The sequence below is a fragment of the Desulfosarcina alkanivorans genome (assembly GCF_009688945.1).
Lineage (GTDB): Bacteria > Desulfobacterota > Desulfobacteria > Desulfobacterales > Desulfosarcinaceae > Desulfosarcina > Desulfosarcina alkanivorans.
Window position 1 is genome coordinate 2643001 of record NZ_AP021874.1, and the last position, 24668, is coordinate 2667668.

Below are 24668 nucleotides of genomic sequence, written 5' to 3' on the forward strand. Positions count from 1 at the left end.
CCCCTCAACCGCCAATCTTTTTCAGCAGCCAGGCCATGTTCTCCCCCAGGGTCTTCATGATCTCCAGCCCCTCGGCGTCGTCATTGACCTCTCCCTTTTCCCTGCCGAACCCCATGTTCCAGTAGCGGGAGCCGGGAATGATCATTTCGCTGATGGTATAAAAATGGTTGATGGCGTCGAAGGTGCTTACCGCTCCGGCCCGCCGCACCGCCACCACGGCGGCCCCGACTTTTCGCCGCAGCATCATCCCGTTGGCGATGGACACCATACCGGCGCGGTCGATCAGGGCCTTGATTTCCGGGCTCATGCAGGCAAAATAGGTCGGCGACCCCAGGATGATGCCGTCGGCCGCCAGCATGCGGTCAACGCAATCGTTGAGCATGTCCTTGTCCACGGCACAATGCCGGTCCTTGTTCTCGAAGCACTTGTAGCAGGCGATACAGCCCCGGATGGGCTTTCCGCCCACCTGAACGGTTTCGGTCCCGATGCCCTGATCCTCCAAAACATCCAGTACGCGCCGGATCAGAATGGAAGTATTGCCGTTTTTTCTGGGACTGCCGTTGAATGCGACCACGTTCATCGTTATTCTCCTTTATGGGTTGGGATCCCCCAATCTATCAGATGATCTCCCGGCCGACAACCGAAAGTGAATTGCCGGACGGCATGGGCGCAAGGTCGTTTCCTGAAGTCCAGGCCCCGGGGGAGCTTGCGTTTCCTGACGGATGGTGGTTTCCTGACTTCAGCCCGCATCGATCCCGGTTGTCTGGGGAAACCGGTCGAAGCCGGTTCGAAACAACCGATTGCCGGTCATAAGAGGAGAGACCATGCAGGGACTGATCCGCCAGATCCTGACGTCAAAAGTCTATGAAGCCGCCGTCGAAACCCCGCTCGAGGAGGCGAGCGGACTGTCGCGCCAGTTGAAGAACCGCATCCTGCTCAAGCGTGAAGACCTGCAGCCGATTTTTTCCTTCAAACTGCGCGGTGCCTACAACAAGATTGCCCATCTCTCCGAAAGGCAGAAAAAAAACGGGGTGATCGCCGCTTCGGCCGGCAACCATGCCCCGGGGTGTCGCCTTTTCAGCCCGGCAGTTGGGGCTCAGGGCCCTGATCGTGATGCCGGCGACCACCCCGCAGATCAAGCTTCAGGCCGTCAAGGCGCTGGGCGCCGAGGTGGTTCTGCACGGGGACAATTATTCGGAAGCGGCCGACCGCTGCCGCCGGCTGGCCGACGAGACCGGCATGACCTACATCCACCCCTTCGATGACGAACTGGTCATCTCCGGCCAGGGAACGGTCGCCGACGAACTGCTGCGACAGAGCGCCGGCCGGATCGATGCCGTCTTCGTACCGGTCGGCGGCGGCGGATTGATCGCCGGAATCGCCTGCTGCCTGAAAGAACTCTGCCCGGCGGTAAAAGTGATCGGTGTCGAACCGGTCGACAGTGATGCCATGTTCCAGTCGATCAAGGCGGGCCGCCGCGTCACGCTGGAATCGGTGGGAATTTTCGCCGACGGCGTGGCCGTGCGCACCATCGGCCGGCAGACCTTCGAGCTCTGCCGCCAGTACGTCGACGGAATCAATATCACCGAATTCAACTATCGGCTGGCCGACCGCAGCCAGGCCCAGTTGTTCATGGGCGTGTCCGTCGGCAGTAAAAAGGAGCGCGAAGCGTTTTCACGGCACCTGGCCGCCGAAGGCTACCGCAACCTGGACCTCACGGACAACGACCTGGCCAAAACCCACCTGCGATATATGATTGGCGGCCGATCCCCCGAAGCGACCCGCGAACGGCTGTTCCGTTTCTGGTTCCCGGAACGCCCCGGCGCATTGTCCCGTTTCCTCGCCGACATGGGCACCAGCTGGAACATTTCCCTGTTTCACTATCGGACCCTCGGCAGCGATTTCGGCCGGGTGCTGATTGGCCTGGAGATCCCCGACGGCGATGAAAAGAAATTGTCAGTTTTCCTGGACAGGCTCGGCTACCGCCACGTCGAAGAAACCCGGGACCCGGCCTACCGGCTGTTCCTGTAAAGCAGGCCGGCCCGGGATCATTCGAACCAAAAGCGGCATTGACGCAGACCCGATACTGCCCTATAGATATAAAGAAACATCGAATTTCTGGTCACGCCATCGCTTTCTCACGCCTGATGGTCTCTGAGGCACACCGCCCGAACTGGTTGCTGCGCCATCCATTTTTTCGGTCATCAGCCGCTCCCCTGCCGCATGCAACGCCCTGATCCTCTGTCTCGATATTATTTTCCCATTCCATGGCAAAGCCGCCATTTCGCACACGGTTTAATCGGAAACTCGAAATAGGGGAAGGACGTAAACATGAACCCTGCGGTCGACAACCTCTTGAATTTTCGACGGATTAAAAAAACTGGTGGGCCATGCCTGGTGATCGCCGTTCTCCTGTTGACCGGCGGTTGGTTGGGACACGTCCATGCGGGCATACCCGAATCAGAAAGAGAAAGCCTGATTGCGCTTTACAACAGCACCAATGGGGACAGCTGGGACGATAATGGCGGTTGGAAAACCCCACCGTTGCATGAAGATGGGTTTGCCCTGCCCGGCACGGAATGTGACTGGCACGGGGTATTTTGCTCTGTAGACAGCGTCACTGTAATTTCCTTAGCCGACAACCAGCTGACCGGCAGCATTCCACCCGAATTGGGCAACCTCACCAGCCTGTGGCGCCTTAACCTTTACGCCAATCAGCTCTCGGGCAGCATTCCGCCCGAGCTGGGCAGCCTGGTCAACTTGATAGAAATGAGCCTTTCGCGAAACCAGCTGACCGGCAGCATCCCAGCGGAACTGGGCAACCTGACCATTCTGCAGCTCTTTAGTCTCAGATACAACCAGCTCAACGGCAGTATTCCACCCGAGCTGGGCAGCCTCACCAGCCTGAAATGGCTTGACCTCTATTCCAATCAGCTTTCCGGCAGCATCCCGCCCGAGCTGGGCAGCCTCACCAGCCTGCTGCAACTGATACTCCCGCGAAACCAGCTGACCGGCAACATTCCGCCGGAATTGGGCAGCCTCACCAACCTGCAAGACCTTTACCTTAGATCCAACCAGCTGACCGGCAGCATTCCAGCCGAGCTGGGCAGCCTCACCAACTTGCAAGACCTTTGCCTTAAATCCAACCAGCTCACCGGCGGCATTCCAGCCGAGCTGGGCAACCTCACCAACCTGCAAGGCCTTTGGCTTGATTCCAACCAGCTCACCGGCGGCATCCCAGCCGAGCTGGGCAGCCTGGCCAATCTGGAAAACCTCTACCTCAATTCCAACCAGCTGACCGGCAGCATTCCACCCGAGCTGACGGGCATGACATCGTTGTCTGTTTTAAATCTCTGCGATAACCATCTGTATACGTCCAATCCAGATCTTCGGGATTTTCTGGATATCCTCCAGCCCGGATGGGAAAGCTGCCAGAGACCGCCCTTTGCGCGAAACCTACCCGCTATCCCGCTGCTGCTTCTCGAAGAGTAAACCCCGGCGGCCCATAAAAACATGGTGAAAACGGCCACGGGTTTGATTTCCTGATGTGATGGCGCCCACCTGTGTACTGGGCAGGACTCGACCATGGGTTCGTTCGAGGAATCGGACCGGCTCCCTTTTTTTCCTCAAGGGAGCGATAGGGTGAACGCTGACGGGATTGCCACTTCACCCGCTCATCCGATTTTCCGACCGGATCCTTTCAGCTGTCGATGGTCTTGAACTGCTCCGGCGGCGCGCCGCAGACCGGGCATTTTTTGGGGATGCGTTTATCGGTCACGTAGCCGCACACCTGGCACACATGGTATTCCTTGACCGTATCCTTGATCACGTTCATGATCGCCCGCTCGTAGAGTTTGGCGTGGTAGCCTTCCGCATCCCTGGCGTGGCTGAAAGCCATCGCGGCGGCAGTCTCGCCCTCTTCTTCCGCCGTCTTCAGGAAATCAGGATATTCGTTCTCACTGATGGATTTTTCACGCTGGAAGGACAGCTCCAGGTTGGTATCGGTGTCCTTGACGATCAGGTCCCTGACCAGGTTCATCTGCCGGGTGGCATGCACCCGCTCCGCCTCGGCGATGGCACGGAACAGCAGGGCGACCTGGGGAATGTCCTCTTCGTCGGCCTTTTGCGCGTAAGCCAGCAGCCGGAAGTACGCTTTTGCCTCTCCGATAAACGCCTTGTATACATTTGCCTTGGTCTTTTCCTTCATCAACGCCTCCGTGGATGGGGTAAAAAAAGGGGTCGAGGATTCAAGGGTCCAGGGGTTCAAATGAGGGAATACATACGCTCGATCCTATCGTGGGGCCTCTCCCTCGAATCCTTGCCCCCTGGAATCCCAATGAGGGCCTCATCCCTGCAATGTCTTCTTCAATATCTCTGCGGGCCACCTGGCCCTTACGTCTTCTTCGCCCTGATAGTAATCCACCGTTGAGCCGCTGGCGAACACCTCCAGGGTGGGCAGAACGGCCATCTTGCCGGAATCGGGATACTCGCATACGTCGATGCCCACCGTGGTCCGGATGTCCAGGTAGACACACGGCGCGTCACCGTGATTGTATACCTGATGGGCACCGGTGTCGCCCCGTTCAAAAAAAACCAGGTCGCCCGCCACGATCTTCTGGAAGCCTTCAGGCGATCGCAGGGTCGCCTCGCCGGAGAGGACGAGGAAGAGCTCCTCTGCCGCCCGGTGAAAATGGTAGGGGAACGAAAAACAATCCGGGTCCAGTGAACGGATGTCGAATTCAAGGTGGCCGGCCCCCGCCACTTTGGCCAGCCTGGGACTCGTCAGCCATTCAAACTCGGGCAGGCGGGACTTGCGCCGTTTTAATGCCAGGTCCTTTGTCTGAAACACCGTGGGCATGTTTTCCTCCGGTCAAGAATCAATCATAAAGCGCCCGTATCGCCGCATCGGCCATGGTCGGGGCGATGCGGGGCTGCCAGGCAGGATCCACCCAGGAGCCCAGATGGGTATGCATATCCAGGTATTTTTTGGGGATGGGGTGCGTGCCGACAACCACCCGGACACCGTACCGCTTTTCCAGAAACGCCTTGAAGGTGTCGATATGGGGACAGGGCGGGTACCCCACCACCATGCCGGTGGCCAGGTGAATGACCGCCGCGCCGTTTTTGACCATTTCCTCACCGGCATATTCGATATTGCCGCCGGGACAGCCGTCGCAGGTGGTGAACCCGACCAGCTCCAGGTCGGTGTCCGGGTAAATGCTGAAGGCGCCTTCCCTGTTTCTCATGGACCGGAGGCACTTTCCCCCAGCACAGCGGCGATAGCGGTCACAGATAATGATGCCGATTTTGGTGACTGGATTCATTTCAGCTCCTTTTCAAATACGGGTGAGGTTCCACAGGTTGAAAATGGACAGGAGGCCCTGTCCGCTGTAAATTCCGTTCGCAGATTATCCATACCGACGTCGGGCCCGGATCACAGCAGCCCGGTAAACTGGTCGGCGATGGGAAAGAGGCCGAAGAGCCCGCCGGTGTGGATGAAAACGATGCGCTCGCCGAATACGCGGGGTGCCTTCGCCAGTTCGGCCATCATCCCGAAATAGGCCTTGCCGGTGTAGACCGGGTCCAGCACCACCCCCTCCAGGCGGACCAGGTCACGGATGGCGGCCAGTTCCTCCGGCCGCGACAGGGCGTAGCCCCGCCCCACATAGCCGTCGACGATATCGTAGGGGGGTATGCCGGCGGAGGAGTGGGGCTGCCAGGCCCGATCGAACTCCCGGCAGATGCCGTCGATGATGTTGACGAAATAATCCCGGTCATCGCAGACATTGACCCCCACCACCCGAACCGGCTCGCCCGACAGTCGGGCACCCAGCGCCAGCCCGGCGAGGGTGCCGCCGGAACCGGCGGCGCAGACGATGGTGGTCGGCTTTACGCGGTCCCCGTCCAGGCGTTTCAGGTCCGCCGCCAGCTCCGCCATCCCGGCCACATAGCCCCAGGCGCCCAGGGCGGTCGAACCGCCTTCGGGGATGATGCAGGGGTGCCGCCCTTCGCTGCGCAGTCGCCGGGCCTCCCGTTCGAAGACCTCGTCACGCGCCCGGTATTGATCCGGCGAGATCCAGACGACGTCGGATCCGGCGAGCCGGTCGAGCAGGATGTTGCCCGAAACGGCCGGTGGGTTGGCAGGGTCGTCCGTGCGCAGTAAAAGCAGGGACGACAAGCCGGCCCGGACGGCTGCCAGGGCCGTGGCACGGCAGTGGTTGGACTGCGCGCCACCGCAGGTGATCACGGTGTCGGCACCGCGTTGAAGGGCATCGGCCAGAATAAATTCCAGTTTGCGGACTTTGTTGCCGGACAGCTCGCTGCCGGTGAAGTCGTCCCGTTTAAAAAAAATCTCCACTCCGGCCTGCCTGCTGAGCCGTTCCATCTTTTGCAGAGGGGTGGGGGTGTTGGCCAGGGTAATGCGGGGAGGAAATGCATCCTGTTGTATCATGCCGGGGCTCCTGAAACCGGGTGATTGGAATGGGTCGAAAAAAAAGCAGAAGACGCCTTTTGTTTCTACATCACATGGGCGGAGAAAAACAAGAGCCCGCTGGAAATTCCAGCGGGCTCGGGGATGGGTCGCGGGCGATCGACGACCACGGGCGGGTCATCGTCTCTCATTTTCGGGCTGCCAGGAAAAACGGTTCGGGTCCGGCACGACTGATAAAAAAGCGTCCCTGCCGGTTAAACGGGCAGGTGGAGGGTGAAGGTGCTGCCTTTTTCCAGTTCGCTTTCCACGGTAATGCTGCCGCCGTGGGCCTGGGCGATATGCTTGACGATGGCCAGGCCCAGGCCGGTACCGCCGAGTTTGCGGCTGCGCGCCTTGTCGACCCGGTAAAACCGCTCGAACAGCCGGGGCAGGTGCTTTTTGGCGATTCCCATGCCCTGGTCCCTGAAGCATATCCGGATCTCGTGGTCCACGCGAATTGCCTCGACATACAGGGCACTTTTCTCCGGACTGTACTTGATGGCATTGTCCAGGAGATTGACCGCCGCCTGTTCCAGCAGGGTGGCGTCAAAGCGGCCGCTGAGATCCGTGTCACAGGAGAGGTTTACATCGATTCCCTTTTCCCGGATGCTCTCCGAGCACAGACTGACGGCCGTCTTGAGCACATCTTCGATGCGGCAAACCTCGAGCCCGATCTGCTGGACCTCGAGATCGCGTTCGATGCGCGACAGCTGCATCAGGTCATCGATAATGGCAGTTAGCCGGTTGACGTGCTTGTTGATGATGGATAAAAAGCGCCGGGCTCGCAGCCCAAGGCGGGAACCTTCTCAGCCAGCAGGTTAAATGCTTTACCAACAAAGATCATGTTTTGAATTCGCCTTGTGTTGTTTTTTCACCATACAAGGCGGGAATCTATAAGCACCTGAAATTACTGGATCCCCGCCTGCGCGGGAATGACAAAAAGGGAATAATTTCAAATTTTACGAAACCATCACTATTGATTCTCCCCATTATCCGAACCGGCCGGTAATATAATCTTCGGTCTGCTTTTTCCCGGGGCGGGTAAAAATGGTGTCCGTGTCCCCCACCTCGACCAGTTTGCCGATGTAGAAAAAGGCGGTGACATCGGATACCCGGGCTGCCTGCTGCATGTTATGGGTCACGATGATGATCGTGTAGGTTTCCTTGAGCTGGTGAATCAACTCTTCGATCTTCTGGGTGGCGATGGGATCCAGCGCCGACGCAGGCTCATCCATGAGCACCACCTCCGGTTTGACGGCCAGGGCCCGGGCGATGCACAGGCGCTGCTGCTGCCCGCCGGAAAGCCCCAGGGCGGTGTCCTGGAGCCGGTCCTTGACCTCGTCCCAGATGGCGGCCTGCTTGAGGCTTTCCTCGACCCGCTCCTGCACGAAGGCCTTGTCCTTGATGCCGTTGACCCACAACCCGTAGGCCACGTTGTCGAAAATGGACTTGGGAAACGGGTTGGGCTTTTGAAAAACCATGCCCACTTTCCGGCGCAGCATGACCACATCGACAGCCGGCGCGTAGATGTCGTCACCGTCCAGGGTGATCCGCCCGTCCACCCGACTGATGGGAATCAGATCGTTCATTCGGTTCAGGCAGCGCAGGAAGGTACTTTTCCCGCACCCGGACGGACCGATCAGGGCCGTCACCTCGCGGGGTTTGAAAACCATGGAAACATCATGAAGGGCCTTGAAGTCCCCATAGTAAAAATCAAGGTTCTCCGACGACATTTTATATTCCGGATCCATCTGTTCTTCGGATTGTGCAGGCACATTCATGGCGCGCATCCTAAATAAAATGGGTTAAATGGGTTTGTTGGTTCAATTGGTTGGCTGGGTGGGATTTTTTTCAACGAACTCAACAAATCAACCGGCGAAGCCTATTGCAGCCGTTTTCTCAGACGGGCCCGCCAGAAAATGGCCAGCAGGTTCATCCCCAGTACCAGGGCAATCAGAACGATGGCCGTGCCGTATTGCAGGTGCCGCGTCTTTTCGATTTCCGTTCCGGCGGTGGCCAGCACATATATGTGGTAAGGCAGCGCCATGACCTCGTTGAAAATGGAAGTGGGCAGCCTGGGCGTAAAAAACACCGCCCCGGTGAACATGATCGGTGCCGTTTCTCCAGCCGCCCGGCTGATGCCTAAAATGGCGCCGGTGAGGATACCCGGCAGGGCCGACGGCAGGACCACCCGCCAGATGGTTTGCCATTTGGTGGCCCCCAGCCCCAGCGATGCCTCGCGGTAGGTGTCGGGCACGGACTTGAGGGCCTCCTCCGTAGATCCGATGATCACCGGCAGGGACATGGCCCCCAGGGTCAGGGCGCCGGCGGCGATGCTGACGCCCAAGTCGAGGATGACCACGAAAAAGGCCAGGCCGAACAGGCCGAACACCACCGAGGGGACCCCCGCCAGGTTGTTGATGCCCAGCCGGATCAGCCGCACCACCTTTCCCGGCCGGGCGTACTCGTTCAGGTAGATCGCCGAGGCGATGCCGATGGGCAGGGCAGCGATAATGGCACCGAAGCTCAGGCTGAAAGTACCCACGATACAGGGCAGAATCCCCCCCTTGGTCATGGACGCCATGGGCGGCTGGGTGAGAAATTCCCAGGTGATGGCCCGCCAGCCGTTGGCCACCATGAAATAAACGATGGTCAGCAGGGCGAGGCCGTTGATGGCGGCGGCACCACGAAACAGGAAAAAAAAGACCTTTTGGGTCAGTTTCCGGCGCCTGTCATAGCGTGCTTGGGCCTCGGACATGGTTTTTTCGGTGCTCGTCATTTTTTTTTCTTGTGGCATGGATTCAACCGTCCCCGTCCCGGACTTACTTTTCTTTGCGGTTTCGGAAACCAGAAGCGCGGCCATTACAGGGATGCCTCCCCCGCCTGCGTGTAGCGATGGGCGATATGGTCGGCAACGATATTGAAGATCATGGTGAAAACAAAAAGCACGATGCCGGTGGCGAAGAGGGCATAGTAGTGTTCACCGCCCACCGGCGCCTCGGCCATCTCCGCCGCGATGCTGGCCGGCATGGGCCGCACCGGATCGAAAATGGATTCGGGCAGCATGGCGGCCCCGCCGGCCACCATGAGCACCACCATGGTCTCGCCCACGGCCCGGGAAAGGCCGAGGATCACCGCCGTACTGATGCCCGACAGGGAGGCCGGCACCACCACGCGGACAATGGTCTGCAGTTGGGTGGCACCCAGAGCCACGGAGGCCTCGCGCAGGGCCACCGGCACGCTGTGAATGGCGTCTTCGCTGATGCTGCAGATGGTGGGAATGGACATGAAGGCCAGCATGAGCGATGCGTTGAACAGGTTCAGTCCCGTGGGGATGCCGAACACCTGTTGGAGGAAAGGCGCCACCAGGACCATACCGAAGAAACCGATCACCACCGACGGCAGGGCCGCCAGCAGTTCCACGACGGGCTTGACGACTTCGCCCACGCGGGGCCTGGCAATTTCGGAGAGGTAGACGGCAGTCATGACGCCCAGGGGGATGGAAATGAAACCGGAGACGGCGGTCACCGCCACCGAGGCGACAATCAGGGGAAAAATGCCGAAGTCCGCCGGATCGGAGGTGGGATACCAGTATTTCCCGAAAATGAAATCCCTGACCGACACGGTTTCAAAGATAGGCAGTCCCTCTTTGAAGAGAAACAGCATGATCAGGAACAATATGGTGATGGATGCCGTGGCGATAATGAAAAACATCGCCTGCATGGATTTTTCTGTGTTCTGGCGTCGGTTGACCATCGTCATGTCCCACTGCTGAGGGGTGTTTAATCCGTCTCGATTGTCCCCTGCCGAAAGGCAGGCAGTCCGCCGGACACCGGTCCGGCGGACTGCCTGATCAAGGGGAGGGCATGGTGAAGCCGTTGGGACGTTTAGTACAGCGGCACATACCCACTCTTCTCAACATGCTTCTGTCCTTTGTCCGGATGAAGCATGTAGTTGACGAAATTGAGGGTGTCGTCCTTGGGCCAGCCGTTGGTGAACATGAACAGCGGCCGGCTGATGGGGAAGGTCCCGTTGAGCGTGGTTTCCTTGGAGCCCGTCACCCCGTTGACCGTCAGGGGTCTGACGCTGTCGTTGAGGTAGCCGATGCCGATGTAGCCGATACCGTGTTTGTTTTTGGAGACGGCTTGAACGATGGCCCCGTTGGATGCCATGACCTGGGCGCGGGGGGTGACGCGTTCCTTGTTCATGACCTTTTTCTCCCAGGTCTCGTATGTGCCGGAAGAGGTGTCGCGCGAGCAGATAACGATCTTGAGGTCCGGCCCACCGATATCCTTGAAATTGGTGATTTTGCCTTTGTAGATGTCTTTTAGCTGGGCCAGGGTGATCGCGGACAGGTTGTTGCTGGGGTGAACGACCGGAATGATGGAGTCATAGGCGATGGCGAAGGGAACCGGGTAAATCCCGTTGCCGTGAGCCAGGGAGACTTCCTTGCTCTTGATAAACCGCGAGGCGTTGGCGATGTCGGTGGAACCGTCAATCAGCGCTTTGATGCCGTTGCTTGAACCGCCGCCGGAAAGGGAGATGTTCACCTCGGGATGGGCTTTCATATAGGCCTCGATGGCAATCTGGGAAATGGGCAGCACCGTGGTGGACCCCTTGATCACCAGGTTCCCGGCGGTGGCGGCAGTGGTCAACAGGATCAGTGCAGCGGCGACGAATGCGAAAATGGAGAACTGCGTTTTCATGGATGGGTCCCTCCGTAAAATTTGAAATAGAATGAATGCCGTCTAAAAAGGACGTGAGCAGCGCGCGCAGTCCGGCCAGCGAAGCCGTGCCTGAGCGCGCGATTATATGTCAGCCCAACAACGGGCCGGGCCGGCCGGGTCCGGGGCACGCGGAACCGTTCACCCCAAGGATGTCGTCGATCGTCCGAGAATAAAATGATGAGCATAACCCGGAGACCCGGCAAACTGGCCATTTAGGGTTGGACATGGTTTGATCGCGGGGTATAGCGGCTGCCTGTTAGCACAGTGTTAGTGCCGGATTAGTTTTGCATAGGGTCGGGATAATCGAAGCGGGAAGGGTGGTGTCGATTGATGCCATGAACGCCCGGCCGGAATCCAAAAAAAAAGGGGCCGAGGCAGGGTCAAGAATCCCCCTGGGGTGAGAAAAAGAATCCGTGGGCAGGTCCTGCTCTGAGGCGACGGATCATCAGGGTCAGGGCGAGTGTTCTCCCGGGCCGGGGGACCAGCACATCGGCCCGCACTGCCCTGTGCAACAGAAAATAGCCGGGGGCGGCTCGATCAGATTCGTTCAGCCGGCAGGTGCAGACAGAAGGTGCTGCCTTTTTCCAGTTCGCTTTCCACGGTAATACTGCCGCCGTGGGCCTGGGCGATATGCTTGACGATGGCCAGGCCCAGGCCGGTACCGCCCAGCTTGCGGCTGCGCGCCTTGTCGACCCGGTAGAACCGCTCGAACAGCCGGGGCAGGTGCTTTTTGGCAATGCCCATGCCCTCGTCCTTGAATTGAATCCGGATTTCATCGCCCACCGTCAGCGCCTCGATGCGGATGGTGCTCTTCTCAGGGCTGTATTTCACCGCGTTGTCCAGCAGGTTCACCGCCGCCTGCTCGAGCAGGGTCGCATCAAAGCAGCCGCTCAGACTGGCCGCGCAGGAGAGCTGGACATGGATGCCCTTCTCCGCGATGCCGTCGGCGCAAAGACCGATGGCGGTATCGAGGACATCGGCGATGCGGCAGCGTTCGAGTCCGATCTGCTGGATTTCATCGTCCCGTTCGATGCGCGACAGCTGCATCAGGTCCTCGATGATGGTGGCCAGCCGGTTGACGTGCTTGTCGATGATCGTTAAAAACCGCCGGGTCTCCTCGCGGTCGTCCAGCGCACCGGTGCACAGGGTCTCGACAAACCCTTTGATCGCCGTCAGGGGCGTTTTGATTTCATGGGATACCGAGGCGGCGAAATCGCGCCGCATGTTCTCCAGCCGGCGCAGCTGGGTCACGTCGCTGATCACCAGCAGGCCGCCCATGCGCTGTTTCTGGGAATCCATCAGCGGGGTGCATTGAACATTGAAAATACGCTCCCCGTCGTGGTGGTAGAGAATATCCGACTCGACGCTCTCCCCGGTATTCAGGCTGCGGTTTAAGAATTCCTGGAACTCGTGATTGCGGATGACCTCCAGGATGCTGCGACCGAAAACGGTTTCCATGGGAATGCTGAACATGCTGGCCGCCGTCTGGTTTATGCTGATCACCTGCTGGTCCATGTCCGTGGCGATGACCCCTTCACGCATGCTGGACAGCACCGCTTCGGTTTTGCCGCGCTGCCGGTTGATCTCATCCATGCGCTGCTGGAGCTGTGCGGCCATCTGGTTCATGGTTTCGGCCAGGCCCGAGAACTCGCGGATGTCGGACAGGGCCATGCGATGGGAAAGATCCCCGTCGGCAAAGCGCCGGGCGCTGATGCGCATCTTTTCCAGAGGCTGCGTAATCCGTCTGGATACGAACCAGCTGATACCCGAGGCCAGCAAGGCCACCAGCAGGGCGCCGGCGGCGATTCGCCAGCGGATGCCGCCGATGCGGTCATCGATCGCGCTGACGGACAGAGACGTTCTCAGCACACCGACCAGCGCTTCATTGGCATACAGGGGAATGGCCACGTACATCATGTTCCGGGAGATGGTGTCGCTGTGTCGGATGCTCACACCGGTTTCACCCTGGTAGGCATCGCGAATTTCATCCCGGTCGCGGTGGTTGTCCATGTTGGCCGGAATTTCTTCCGAGTCGCCCACCACGCGCCCGTCGGGAAGAATCACGGTGACCCGTGTAATGGTCTGGGCGGCGGCCGCCTTGCAAAGCGCATCCACCGCGTGTTCATCCAGGGGGGAAAGCAGGGCCGTCACCTGCTTTTCCAGGAGTCGACCGCTGACTTCAAGATCCACCTGGGTGCGCTCCAGGTAAAACTGGCGGGAAAAACTCAAGGCATACCAGCTCACCGCAAACAACGAAACCAGCGTAATGACCAGATAGGAAGGAAAGAGTTGATAGATCAGTTTTTTTTTATTCTTCATCATATTTCCATGAACCGGTAACCCACCCCCCGCACGGTTTCGATATATTTGCCAAGTGGCCCCAGCTTCTTTCGCAGGCCGACGATCTGCACATCGACGCTGCGGTCGGTGACCGGGTAGTCGTCACCCCGCACGGCATCCACGATCTGGGAACGGGTAAAGACCCATCCGGGGCGCCGGGCAAGAATATAAAGGACCTGGAATTCCGTATAGGTCAGGTCCAGCGACCTGCCCTGGGCCGTCACGTGGCGCCGTCCCGTATGGATGGTCAGGTCACGGACGTTCAGGATCTCGCTTTCCCCTTCCCCAAGCCCGCTCCGTCTTCGAATGACCGCCTTGATGCGGGCGATGAGAATTCTCGGGGAAAAGGGCTTGGTCACATAGTCGTCAGCGCCCAGTTCCAGGCCGGTGACGACATCCGCCTCCTCCCCCTTTGCGGTGAGCATGACAATGGGCGTATCCCTGGTGCCGGTGTGCTGCTTGAGCCGACGGGCCACCTCCAGGCCGTCGATGCCCGGCAGCATCAGGTCGAGAATGATAAGGTCCACCGGGTCGGATACCGCCGCTTTCAGGGCGGCTTCGCCCGATTCCGCACAAGCCACCGCATACCCTTCGCGGACCAGGTTGTACCGTACCAGTTCGAGGATATCCTCCTCGTCATCCACCACCAGTATCTTCTCTTTTCCCATTGTTCAACTGACCTTTGACATTTCGGGATATTCGGTTTTCTGACCTCGGCCTTCAGTCATCCGTCCGCCGGCGTTAATCCAGCCGGCCGTGCCGGACGATCTCTCCCTCGATCATATAAACCACCTCTTCGGCGATATTGGTGGCGTGGTCGGCCAGCCGTTCGATGTGACGCGAAATCAGCAGCAGGTTGATCATGTAGCCGATATCTTCGGTGACGCCATTGGCAATGGCCGTCTTGATACGGTCATAGGCCTCGTTCTTGATCGCGTCCACCTCGTCGTCCAGGTGAAGCACCCGGATGGCGTCATCCAGGTCCTGGTTCACCAGGCTGTCCAGACTCATGCGCAGCATGGCCTCCGCCTTGTCCGCCATCACCGAATAATCGAAACGATAGGGAACGACGGGATGTTTGGAGATGCTCACCACGCGCTGGGCAATGTTGACCACCTGGTCGCCGATACGCTCCAGGTCGTTGTTGATCTTGATGACCGCAATCAGGAAGCGCAAATCGGTTGCCACCGGCTGGTGCAGGGCGATGATCTTGAGGCATTCCTCCTCGACATCCACCTCCATCTGGTCGATCTCGTGGTCGAGATGGATGATCTCATTGGCCATGGCCACATCACGGTCTTCCAGCACCTGCTTGATCTGGTGGACCCGTTTCTCGACGAGTGCGCCCAGGGAAAGGATCATCTTCTTGATCTTATCGAGTTCTCTTTGAAAGTGCTTCACGGTTCGGGTTTCTCCTTGGCTTTGAAAACGGCCCGCATATCGCTTCAATTGTTAATTTTGAATGTTGAATTGTGAATTGATGTATTCTTCCTGATTTAAATCGACAGGATGCCTTAATTCAAAATTCATAATTCAACACTTAAAATTACTGTTTGTTCTCCCAATCATCCAAAGCGGCCGGTAATGTAATCCTGCGTCAACTGGTGAAGCGGGCGGGTGAACAACTGGTCCGTCGGCCCCACTTCGATCAGGAGTCCCAGATGAAAATAGGCGGTCCGCTGGCTGACCCGCGAGGCCTGCTGCATGGAATGGGTGACGATGGCAATGGTGTACTGGGCGCTCAACTCGTGAATCAGTTCTTCGATAATCGAGGTGGCGATGGGATCGAGTGCGGAACAGGGCTCATCCATCAGGATGACTTCCGGATTGACCGCAATGGTCCTGGCAATGCACAATCGCTGCTGCTGGCCACCGGAAAGACCGGTGCCCGGCTGGTCCAGCCGATCCTTGACCTCTTTCCACAACCCGGCCTTGCGCAGGGACATCTCTACAATTTCATCGGTTTCGCTGCGGGTGGTGGCGATGCCGTGGATTTTCGGCCCATAGGCGATGTTGTCGTATATCGATTTGGGGAATGGATTCGGTTTCTGGAACACCATGCCCACCTGGGCCCTCAGGGGGACCACGTCGACCGACGGATCGTAGATATCGGTTTCATCCAGCTTGATCGCGCCGGTCACCCGGCAGATATCGATGGTATCGTTCATGCGGTTCAGGCAACGCAGGAAAGTCGATTTTCCACATCCGGAAGGACCGATCAGGGCGATCACCTCGTTTTTACCGATATCGAGCGAAACGTTATAAATCGCCTGTTTTTCTCCGTAGAACACATCGACATCGCGGCATGTCATGCGCGGGTTGTCACTGAATGGATGTCCAACCGTCCGTTGCTGGCTGGCATCAATCGGTTTCCCGCTTTGCGGATCTATGATCTCATTTTTCTTATCTGCCACGTCTGCTTTTCTCCCTGTGGGCCGCAAGGCCATTGTTTTCCAATCTTGCACCCGGCCTGGTGAAACCGCAAGCGGTTAATAAACCAGGGGTTGACGATATCGTCTCGCAACGCAAACTGTTTCCGGTTGTCCTGCCGCTTTGAATGTTAAGCCGGCCGCAGGTACAAGGCAATCTCTATTTCGGATCCTGACGCGACCACAAAGGCCGGCGGCAGTCATCGTGTCCGGCCTCCCTCTGCCGGTATCGGGCCTGAGGTCAGGGCGGCCCGCTCGCATCCGGACGGGCGCCGTCTGGCCGTCGACGGGCGGGCGGCCGCGGCCGGCGCGCCCGCCGTCGATGGTTACACTACTTACACTCCATGGGGGTCAGCATTTTGATGTCCTGGGCGTACTTTTTTCTTTCCGCATCAGGCATGGGAATCAGTCCTTTTTCAGACAGGTATCCGTCGGGGCCCCAGGCCTTTTCGGAGCTGAAGGCCTTGAGGTACTCTTCCATACCCGGGATGGTCCCGATGTGTGCCTTTTTGACGTAGAAAAACAGCGGCCTGGAAACCGGGTATTTGCCATCGGCAATATTTTCGAAGGTCGGGGCGATGCCGTCGACGAAAGACCCCTGCATTTTATCCGCATTCTGGTCCAGGAAGCTGAAACCGAAAATACCCAGCGCACTGGAATCCTTTTCCAGTTTCTGCACGATCAGGTTGTCGTTTTCACCGGCTTCCACGTAGGCCCCGTCTTCCCTGACGGTGTGGCAGATGGCCTTGTATCTCTTCTTGTCCTTTTTCTTCATGGCTTTGATGAAATCGAACGTCTTGGCCCCGCCTTCCATGGCCAGTTCCACGAAAGCATCGCGCGTTCCGGAGGTCGGCGGCGGTCCCAGAACGGTAATTTTCTGGTCGGGCAGGGAGGCGTTGACCTCTTTCCAGGTTTTGTAGGGGTTGGGCACCAGGTTGTCGCCGCCCTTGGGATCCGGAACATCCTTGGCCAGCGCCAGAAAAATGTCCTTGCGGGTCAGTTTCATGACCGGGGCCGATTTGCTGTTGGCCACAACGATGCCGTCATATCCGACCTTGACCTCGATGATCTCTTTGACCCCGTTTTCAAAACAGGTCTTGCATTCGGAGGATTTAATGGCGCGCGACGCATTGGTGATGTCCGGATGTTCGACACCCACGCCGGCGCAAAACAGCTTCAGGCCGCCGCCGGAACCTGTGGATTCGATGGTCGGGGTCTTGAACCGGGTGGTCCGGCCGAATTGTTCGGCAACCACGGTGGCGAAGGGGTAAACGGTGGATGACCCCACGATGCTGATGTAGTCCCTGGCCGCCATCGTATCCACGGCGTTCACGCCGATCAGCAGGGCCGCAGCAGTCAAAATACTAAATACCTTTTTCATGAATGTCTCCTTTTCCATTGCGTTTTTTGTGCTTCTGCCGCATCCGGCAGCCGCCGTCGACCACGCTACCCGCGTTGGATCGACAGTTTTGGGTTGAACTGCATTAGATTGACAACTACCACCTTTTTTCAAAGCGTTTGCGCAGCAACACGGCCAGGGCGTTCATGGTGATCAGAAACGCCAGCAGCACCATGGTCGCCGCAGAGGTCCGCTCGACAAAAGCGCGCTCGGGGCTGTCCGCCCACAGGTAAATCTGCACCGGCAGCACCGTCGACGGATCGATGAACCCTTGTGGAATGTCCACGATGAAGGCCACCATGCCGATCATCAGCAGCGGGGCGGATTCTCCCAACGCCCTCGCCATCCCGATGATCGTACCGGTCATCATGCCCGGCATGGCCAGTGGAAGCACGTGGTGAAAAACCATCTGGTTCTTGGATGCCCCGACGCCCAGCGCCGCCTCGCGGATCGAGGGCGGCACCGACTTCAGGGAAGCCCGGCTGGCAATGATGATCGTCGGCAGGGTCATCAGGGTCAGCACCAGGCCGCCGACCAGTGGTGCTGAACGCGGCAACCCGAAGAAATTGAGGAAGACGGCCAACCCCAGAAGGCCGAACACAATCGACGGGACAGCGGCCAGGTTGTTGATGTTGACCTCGATGATATCGGTCCACCGGTTCTTGGGGGCAAACTCTTCCATGTATACGGCCGCAGCCACGCCGGTGGGAAAAGAGAGCAGCAGGGTCACCACCAGGGTGTATAAGCTGCCCATCAGCGCACCACGGATACCTGCCATCTCAGGCTCACGGGAGTCGCCATTGGAAAAGAAATTGACATTGAACGCCTTGCGCAGCCGCCCTTCCTGGGCAAGCGTATCAAGCCAGGCCAGCTGGTTGTCCTTGAGACGTCGGTCGCTTTCGGGCAGATCACGGTTCATGTGCCCCTTGACCAGCATATCCACGTCATCATCAGCCAGCACCCAGATGGATTGGACCCGGCCGATCAGGTCCCGGTCTTCAAGAAGCAGGGTTCGCACCTGAAAAGCGGCCCCGGGACTCACCAGGCCGTACAGCGATCGTTTATCCCGCCGCCCCGACACGTCGGGAAACAATCCCCGCAGTGAGGCCTTGACCAAGGCCGGAAAGTTGGCATCCGCCACCAGTTCCGCTTCGAATTCCGCCGGGTCGAAAAAGATGTCGAGCTTGATTTCGGTCTGCTGGAAGGCACTGTAACCGTTGCCCATAATTGTCAGGAACAGCAGTGCCAGAAAGGCCAGGCTGAGGGTGATGGCCACGACACCGTATATCCTGAAGCGGCGTTCGGCCCGATAGCGACGCTTCAGGCCACGGTTGACGATATCGATGGTCCGGCGGCTGTCCGTTCGCGTGAGCGACTTCAATTGACTGGTCTTCTTATTCATATTGCTCCCGATACTTACGGACCACCACCAGAGCGACGACATTCAGCGCCAGGGTGACGATAAATAAAAGCAATCCCAGGGCGAATGCCGCCAGGGTTTTGGGGCTGTCAAACTCCTGGTCGCCAACCAGCAGGGTCACGATCTGGACGGTCACCGTGGTGACGGCCTGAAAGGGATTGGCCGTCAGGTTGGCCGACAGGCCGGCGGCCATCACGACGATCATGGTCTCGCCGATGGCGCGCGAGACGGCCAGCAGAAGGCTGCCGACGATCCCGGGAAATGCGGCGGGGATGACCACCTGCCGAACCGTTTCGGAAGGCGTGGCCCCCAGGGCATAGGCGCCGTCCCGGAGAGACTGGGGCACCGCATTGATGACGTCGTCCGAAAGGGAGGAGACGAAGGGAATGATCATCACCCCCATGACCAGACCGGCGGCCATGGCGCTTTCCGAGGAGATGGTCATGCCGATGGCATGGCCGGAGTCGCGAATGAAGGGTGCCACGGTCAGTGCGGCAAAGAAGCCGTATACGACCGTGGGGATCCCGGCCAGGATCTCCATCAGCGGCTTGACGATCGCACGGACCCGCCGGTTGGCGTATTCCGAGAGGTAAATGGCGGACATCAGGCCGATGGGTGCCGCCACGGCCATGGCGATCATGGAGACCATCACCGTCCCGGCGAGCACCGGAATGGCACCGAAGGCCCCCGAGGAACCGACCTGGTCGGCGCGGATGGCCATCTGGGGACTCCATTTCAAACCGAAAAGGAAATCCGTCACCGGAACGATCTGGAAAAAGCGGATGGCCTCATAGAGGACCGAAAGCACGATCCCGATGGTCGTGAAAATGGCGATGGTCGAACAGAAGATCAGCAGGTAGCGGACGATCCGCTCCACCTGGTTGCGCGCCCGCAGGGTCGGCACGATCCTGGACCGCACGAAAACCAGGGCCAGCAGGCCCAGTGAAACCGATGCGACGGCCAGGCTGATAGATGAAATCCGCTGCAATTCAATATAACGGTCGGCGGCCTGGCGAATCATCGGATCGGACGCGGCTGAAACGATATTGCCATTCACCAGGTTGCGGATGTCGTTGAGCATCAGGTTCAGGCGTCCGTCGGGAAGGGATCGAAACGCTTCGGGGAGGCCGTTGAACACGATGCCGGTGATAATGGACGGCTCGAAAGCCAGCCAGGCCGCGTAAACCACGATGGCCGGGATACCGCACCAAATGGCGGTCAGGGCGCCGTAGTGAACCGGGCGGGAGTGCAGCTGTTGCAGGCCCTGCACGCCGCCGGCAACGGAAAAGGCCTTTTTACGGCCGATGAAGTAACCTGCACAGGAAAGCAGCAACAGAACAATCAACAAATGTAGTGGGTTCATATCTACCGGTGGTTGTTAAAAGATTGCGGGACAAGACCTTTCGATCCGGCGCCGCCTCTGCAAGATGGCAGGTGGGTGCATGGCCAGGCACAGCGTCTTGCGGTCGGTTGTCCTTCGGGTCGGATCATTTAAACGGGTCTGTCAGATTAGTGTTAGCGTTATGTTAGCGGCCTTTATTTTCTTGAAACGACTGCTTTCTGGTGGGACGCAAAGTAGGGCCTTAGTGTTAGATTTGTGTTAGCGCCGGGTTAGTTTTCAGTGAGACACGATTAGTCTTGACCCGCACTCCGGCTTTACCTATTATGCCGGTTTTTTCACAAGCGGATAGCGGCCATTGCCGATCCGGACCAGGCCCCTGCTCCGCGACCAGTAACCGATGGGACCCATTGAACCGATGAAACCCGATGCCCATGCCAACCTGAAGGTGCTTTTTGCCCTGACCCTGGTCCACTTCACCGGGGACTTTTACAGCGCCTTCACCACGCCCCTCTTCCCCGCCTTCATGGACAAGCTCAACCTGAGCCTGGCCCAGGTGGGGATGATTGCCGGCATCAACCGGTTCCTCTCTTTTATCGTCCAGCCGATCGCCGGCTACCTGGCGGACCGCTACCAGGGCCGCGCCATCATTTTGGGCGGACTGCTCATGGCCGTGGTCTTCATCCCCCTTTCCGGCGTTGCCGGAAGCTATTGGATGCTGGTGCTGTTCATCGCCCTGGGGTCCGTGGGATCATCCCTGTTTCACCCCTCCGTGGCCGGCATGATCCCCCTCTACGCCGGCAACCGCAAAGGCTTTTCCATGTCCGTGTTCAATACCGGCGGCACACTGGCCTTTGCCGCAGGACCGTTTTTCATCACCGCCGTCGTGGCCGCCTGGGGCCTGGAGGCCATGCCGGCCACCATGGTCATCGGGCTGATGGTAATGGTCTACCTGTGGGTGGTGGTGCCGTCACCACAAAGCGAAGGCATGGCCGCGCTGGGATTGATGGGCACCCTGAAGCGCCAGTTCGGCACCGTGTGGAAATCCATTTTCCTGATCTGGCTGGTCATGGTCCTGCGGGCGGTGGTCGGCCAGTCGTTCATGACCTTCATGCCCGTCCTTCTGGTGAGCCGGGGATACTCGCTGGTTTCCGGCGGCGTCATGATCACCCTGTTCACCCTGTCCGGCACGGTCAGCGGCCTGATGGCCGGATATCTCGCCGACCGGGCCGGATCCCGGCCGATCTTCCTGGTTGCCCACCTGCTGATGACGCCGGCCCTGCTCGTCATGCTGTGGCTGCCCGGGCCCTGGATCTATGCGGGTGTGTTCGTGGCCGGTTTTTTCGTGCTGGCCACCATGCCCCTGGGGGTGACCCTGGCCCAGGAACTGGCGCCGGGCGGGCGCTCCATGGTATCCAGCCTGATGATGGGCCTGGCCTACGGCCTGGGAGGCGCGATGGCGCCGGTGGTCGGTCGGCTGGCCGATCTGTATTCCATCGCCAGCGTGTTGTGGGCGGTCGCCTTCATCCCCCTGGTGACGATACCGCTGATCCTTCTGTTTCCACGAGGAAGGACCGAGGCGGCCGCCGGATAAGGGTTCGAAATTGCGCACCGCGATCGAAGCGGATGCCGTGGAGGCCCTAAAACAGCTTGCTTCCCACTTTTGCATCCACCGCCGGTGATACGAACGTGGCCTCCCCGCTGTCTGCTTTGGGGTATTGGACCCCGAGCACCAGCACCTCGGAAACGACGGGCCCCATTTGCCGGGGTGCAAAATTGAGCACACCGAGCACCAACCGGTCCTTCACCGCTTCGATGGGGTGCCGGGTAAAACGCCCGTAACTGACCCGGACGCCGAATTTTCCGAAGTCGATGGTCATCCGGTAGGTCGGCCGATGGGTACGGGTTTCAAGTTCTACCGTCGTGACCCTGCCCACCCGTATATCGAGCTTGTCGAATGAGTCCTCGAAAGCGACGATTGGCTTGGTATCCCTGGCCATTTTCATATCCTTTCCATCAGAGAAATTCCGCAGCCGCTGAGGGCGCCAAATATGGGGAACCGGCACGGCATAAAAACCGGGAGGCCCGCTCCTGTTCGCAAGGGAGGCCTTGAACAGGGACCGCAGGGCAACAGCTTACCGAAAAAGTCCTGAAAGCTCAACTGCCGTGGCCATGAGCAGCAGTGACAAGGGGAAACTACAGCGACTGCATCTGTGTGGTCACGAATACCGAGGCCCCCTTGGTGCTTTTGAATTGGAAATGGCCGCCTTCCACCAGTTCCTGGCAAGCGGCGACCACATCGGCATCATAGAGCGTGCCGCTGTTGACGGTGAGTTCCCCCATGGCTTTTTTCAATCCCAGCGAAGGGCGGTAGGGGCGGTGGGAGCCGATGGTTTCGAATACGTCGGAGACGCTCAGGATTCTGGCCTCCATCATGATGGCCTCCCCGGCGAGGCCCTTGGGGTAGCCGGACCCGTCCATGCGTTCGTGGTGCTGGAGGACAATTTCCGCCAGTGGCCAGGGAAAATCGATTTTCTTCAGAATATCATACCCTGACTGCACGTGGGTCTGGATCATTGCGTATTCCGGGCCGCTGAGACGTCCCGGCTTGCACAGGATCTCTCCGGGGATGGTCAGTTTGCCCAGGTCGTGGATCACACTGGCCATCTGCAGGCCATAAATCCGATCCTTTGAAAGTCCGACCTTCCGGGCAATGGCGCAGGCCAGCTCCGCCACCCGGTTCTGGTGGCCCGAGGTATAAGGGTCCCGCATTTCAACGGCCAGGGCGATGGCCTGGACCGACCCCTCCATGGCTTTCTGGAAACGGTCCACGTTGCGGCGCAGTTCCCGGGCGGTCTGCCTGAGCTGGCCGCGGGTCTCCCTTTCATGCAGCACCCGCTTCAGCCGCGCCACGATCTCCGCCAGCCGGATGGGTTTTTCGATAAAATCGCTGGCCCCCTGGGCGAGGATCTCCTCGTAGGCGAAATTATTCACCAGGCCGGTGATGATGATCACATCGGCATCGAAATGGTCCTTGATCCGACGGCACAGGTCGAGGCCGCTCATCCCCGTCATCTGGACATCGGAGATGACCACCTCCACCGGCTCCGAAGGCAGGATCCGTAACGCCGATTCTGCACTGTCGGCCGTCAGGCAGCGGCACCCGGAGGCCTCGATGCCATAAGCAAGAATATCACGGATATCGTCGTCGTCATCCACCACCAGAACGAGGGGGGTGGATGCGTCTTCTGGTATTGCGGGTTTCATATATAATCTCCTCAATAACCGAAAATGCCGGGTCTTGGAGGCGTTGACACAGCGCCGCAGGTTGTCCCTGGTTTCAGAAAGCCGGGTACCGCACCAAAAGGGGAGCGTGGATATGGTCGGCAGGGTGTTGGAATCGGTCCTGAAATCAGCGCCGCCGATGGCCGGCTCAGGATTTGAAAATGAGGAATATCACATAGGCCACATAGCACCCGATGAGAATCAGACCTTTTCTTCGCGAAATTGTCAAGTCCCCTCTCATCATCACCCAGGGCAGTGCACTGATGGTCATCATCACCAGGTAATCCACCACCAGGCCGCTGCCGACAAAGCCCCCGGCAATAGCGATCGGCCTGACCATGGCCGTCGCGCCGACGACACTGAGAAGATTGAACACATTGCTGCCCACCAGGTTCCCCAGGGAGATATCCATCTCCTTTTTCATGGCGGCGACCACCGATGTCGCCAGTTCGGGCACCGAGGTGCCGAAGGCCACGACGGTGAGGCCCACGAATTTTTCGTTGACCCCCAAAACGGACATCACGCTCACCGCGGCATCCACAAGCAGATCCGCACCGACGACCACCCCCGCCGTGCCACCCACGATCATCAGGCACTGCATCCACGTTTTTTGCATCAGCCCGGCATTCGTCGGTGGAACGATCGCCGCTTCGCCAACCAAGCCCGGCATGGCTCGACTGACACGCACGGCGACCTTGTAATTGAACCAGGTATAGGCAAGGATGCCGCCAAAAAGGGTGACCCCCTCGATCCTGCCGATCACCGAGTTGAAGGAGAGCAGCAGCAGGTAGGCGGAAATGGCCAGCATGAGGGGGATGTCCCGGGTGATGACGATGCGGCTGGTCTTTACGGGCTGAAACACGGCGGTCAGCCCCAGCACCAGGGCGATGTTGCAGATGTTGCTGCCCACCACGTTGCCCAGGGCGATCATGCTCTTTCCCTTGACGGCGGAAACGAGGCTGACCACCAGTTCGGGGGCCGAGGTGCCAAAGGCCACCACGGTGAGGCCGATGACCATGGGGGACAGCCCCAGGCTGCGGGCCAGGGTGGAGGCGCCGCGGACCAGCCAGCCGGCACCGTAGTATAACAGCAGGAGGCCTGCCGTGAATGCGATCAGGTGGGAAATGGTCAAAAAACACGCCTTCCTCGGGCCGGTTTTCGAAACGGCCGGTTTTCAGTCAATGCCGGCATCGGAATTTCCTTTTTCACGTCGAAATCGACCGCAATATGACATTGTCGGGGGTTGAACACAATGCGATT

General features: G+C 59.0%; 23 protein-coding genes and 1 pseudogene. 4 read left to right on the top strand and 20 right to left on the bottom strand.

The genetic code is table 11. The features are described 5' to 3' along the window. Positions 1 to 4: 4 nt before the first annotated feature. Positions 5 to 580 (bottom strand): flavodoxin family protein, encoded by a 576-nt coding sequence (locus tag DSCA_RS11625; RefSeq protein WP_155316595.1) that lies wholly within the window; start codon positions 578 to 580, stop codon positions 5 to 7. Positions 581 to 824: 244 nt separating this feature from the next. Here DSCA_RS11625 and DSCA_RS33060 point away from each other — a divergent pair. The 3 genes and pseudogenes from DSCA_RS33060 to DSCA_RS11635 all read left to right on the top strand — a co-directional run. Then, positions 825 to 1001: pseudogene (locus tag DSCA_RS33060) on the top strand (pyridoxal-phosphate dependent enzyme); the annotation flags it as partial. Positions 1002 to 1056: 55 nt separating this feature from the next. Beyond that, on the top strand, positions 1057 to 2031 hold the full coding sequence (locus tag DSCA_RS11630; RefSeq protein WP_331457156.1) for a pyridoxal-phosphate dependent enzyme: 975 nt from the start codon (positions 1057 to 1059) through the stop codon (positions 2029 to 2031). A 300-nt stretch (positions 2032 to 2331) separates the two neighbouring features. Continuing rightward, positions 2332 to 3492, top strand: coding sequence for a leucine-rich repeat domain-containing protein (locus DSCA_RS11635; protein ID WP_155316596.1), 1161 nt, complete (start codon positions 2332 to 2334; stop codon positions 3490 to 3492). A gap of 208 nt (positions 3493 to 3700) precedes the next feature. On the opposite strand, the gene DSCA_RS11640 is transcribed toward DSCA_RS11635, so the two are convergent. The 16 genes from DSCA_RS11640 to pstC (DSCA_RS11715) form a co-directional block, all read right to left on the bottom strand. Then, positions 3701 to 4207, bottom strand: a complete 507-nt coding sequence (locus DSCA_RS11640) for a rubrerythrin family protein (RefSeq protein WP_155316597.1) — start codon at positions 4205 to 4207, stop codon at positions 3701 to 3703. Between the two features lie 138 nt (positions 4208 to 4345). Beyond that, positions 4346 to 4858, bottom strand: a complete 513-nt coding sequence (locus DSCA_RS11645) for a cupin domain-containing protein (protein ID WP_155316598.1) — start codon at positions 4856 to 4858, stop codon at positions 4346 to 4348. Positions 4859 to 4877: 19 nt separating this feature from the next. Next, positions 4878 to 5324 carry a CGGC domain-containing protein gene (locus DSCA_RS11650; protein ID WP_155316599.1) on the bottom strand — a complete coding sequence of 149 codons (447 nt, stop codon included), beginning with the start codon at positions 5322 to 5324 and terminating at the stop codon, positions 4878 to 4880. Between the two features lie 110 nt (positions 5325 to 5434). Next, positions 5435 to 6451, bottom strand: a complete 1017-nt coding sequence (locus DSCA_RS11655; protein ID WP_155316600.1) for a 1-aminocyclopropane-1-carboxylate deaminase/D-cysteine desulfhydrase — start codon at positions 6449 to 6451, stop codon at positions 5435 to 5437. Between the two features lie 233 nt (positions 6452 to 6684). Continuing rightward, the gene (locus DSCA_RS11660; RefSeq protein WP_155316601.1) at positions 6685 to 7185 is read right to left on the bottom strand and encodes a sensor histidine kinase; all 501 of its coding nucleotides are present in this window, start codon (positions 7183 to 7185) and stop codon (positions 6685 to 6687) included. 273 nt (positions 7186 to 7458) lie between these two features. Then, on the bottom strand, positions 7459 to 8220 hold the full coding sequence (gene pstB, locus DSCA_RS11665; protein ID WP_269434669.1) for a phosphate ABC transporter ATP-binding protein PstB: 762 nt from the start codon (positions 8218 to 8220) through the stop codon (positions 7459 to 7461). Between the two features lie 131 nt (positions 8221 to 8351). Next, on the bottom strand, positions 8352 to 9248 hold the full coding sequence (pstA, locus tag DSCA_RS11670) for a phosphate ABC transporter permease PstA (protein ID WP_231716455.1): 897 nt from the start codon (positions 9246 to 9248) through the stop codon (positions 8352 to 8354). 83 nt (positions 9249 to 9331) lie between these two features. Next, entirely contained in the window at positions 9332 to 10231 is a 900-nt protein-coding gene (pstC, locus tag DSCA_RS11675; protein ID WP_231716456.1) for a phosphate ABC transporter permease subunit PstC, read from the bottom strand. A gap of 125 nt (positions 10232 to 10356) precedes the next feature. Continuing rightward, entirely contained in the window at positions 10357 to 11175 is an 819-nt protein-coding gene (locus DSCA_RS11680; protein ID WP_155316603.1) for a phosphate ABC transporter substrate-binding protein, read from the bottom strand. A 558-nt stretch (positions 11176 to 11733) separates the two neighbouring features. Then, complete coding sequence (locus tag DSCA_RS11685; protein WP_155316604.1) at positions 11734 to 13518, bottom strand: sensor histidine kinase; 1785 nt, start codon at positions 13516 to 13518, stop codon at positions 11734 to 11736. After that, on the bottom strand, positions 13515 to 14204 hold the full coding sequence (locus DSCA_RS11690; protein WP_155316605.1) for a response regulator: 690 nt from the start codon (positions 14202 to 14204) through the stop codon (positions 13515 to 13517). The genes DSCA_RS11685 and DSCA_RS11690 overlap by 4 nt, the downstream gene beginning before the upstream one ends. Before the next feature lie 73 nt (positions 14205 to 14277). Beyond that, the gene (gene phoU / locus DSCA_RS11695) at positions 14278 to 14937 is read right to left on the bottom strand and encodes a phosphate signaling complex protein PhoU (RefSeq protein WP_231716457.1); all 660 of its coding nucleotides are present in this window, start codon (positions 14935 to 14937) and stop codon (positions 14278 to 14280) included. A 164-nt stretch (positions 14938 to 15101) separates the two neighbouring features. Next, positions 15102 to 15848 carry a phosphate ABC transporter ATP-binding protein PstB gene (gene pstB / locus DSCA_RS11700; RefSeq protein WP_231716522.1) on the bottom strand — a complete coding sequence of 249 codons (747 nt, stop codon included), beginning with the start codon at positions 15846 to 15848 and terminating at the stop codon, positions 15102 to 15104. 448 nt (positions 15849 to 16296) lie between these two features. Continuing rightward, positions 16297 to 17346 carry a PstS family phosphate ABC transporter substrate-binding protein gene (locus DSCA_RS11705; RefSeq protein WP_155316607.1) on the bottom strand — a complete coding sequence of 350 codons (1050 nt, stop codon included), beginning with the start codon at positions 17344 to 17346 and terminating at the stop codon, positions 16297 to 16299. 115 nt (positions 17347 to 17461) lie between these two features. Continuing rightward, entirely contained in the window at positions 17462 to 18766 is a 1305-nt protein-coding gene (gene pstA / locus DSCA_RS11710; protein WP_155316608.1) for a phosphate ABC transporter permease PstA, read from the bottom strand. Further along, on the bottom strand, positions 18759 to 20147 hold the full coding sequence (gene pstC / locus DSCA_RS11715; RefSeq protein ID WP_155316609.1) for a phosphate ABC transporter permease subunit PstC: 1389 nt from the start codon (positions 20145 to 20147) through the stop codon (positions 18759 to 18761). The genes pstA (DSCA_RS11710) and pstC (DSCA_RS11715) overlap by 8 nt, the downstream gene beginning before the upstream one ends. A gap of 376 nt (positions 20148 to 20523) precedes the next feature. On the opposite strand from pstC (DSCA_RS11715), the gene DSCA_RS11720 reads away from it, so the two are divergent. Continuing rightward, positions 20524 to 21717 carry an MFS transporter gene (locus DSCA_RS11720; protein ID WP_231716458.1) on the top strand — a complete coding sequence of 398 codons (1194 nt, stop codon included), beginning with the start codon at positions 20524 to 20526 and terminating at the stop codon, positions 21715 to 21717. A gap of 46 nt (positions 21718 to 21763) precedes the next feature. Here the strand turns inward: DSCA_RS11720 and DSCA_RS11725 are convergent, their stop codons facing one another. From DSCA_RS11725 to DSCA_RS11735, 3 genes are all read right to left on the bottom strand, one after another. After that, positions 21764 to 22123: a tRNA-binding protein gene (locus DSCA_RS11725; protein ID WP_155316610.1), complete on the bottom strand. Its 360-nt coding sequence runs from the start codon at positions 22121 to 22123 to the stop codon at positions 21764 to 21766. Between the two features lie 196 nt (positions 22124 to 22319). Beyond that, positions 22320 to 23390, bottom strand: coding sequence for an HD domain-containing phosphohydrolase (locus DSCA_RS11730; protein ID WP_155316611.1), 1071 nt, complete (start codon positions 23388 to 23390; stop codon positions 22320 to 22322). A gap of 166 nt (positions 23391 to 23556) precedes the next feature. After that, positions 23557 to 24540, bottom strand: a complete 984-nt coding sequence (locus DSCA_RS11735; protein WP_155316612.1) for a calcium/sodium antiporter — start codon at positions 24538 to 24540, stop codon at positions 23557 to 23559. Positions 24541 to 24668 lie beyond the last annotated feature (128 nt).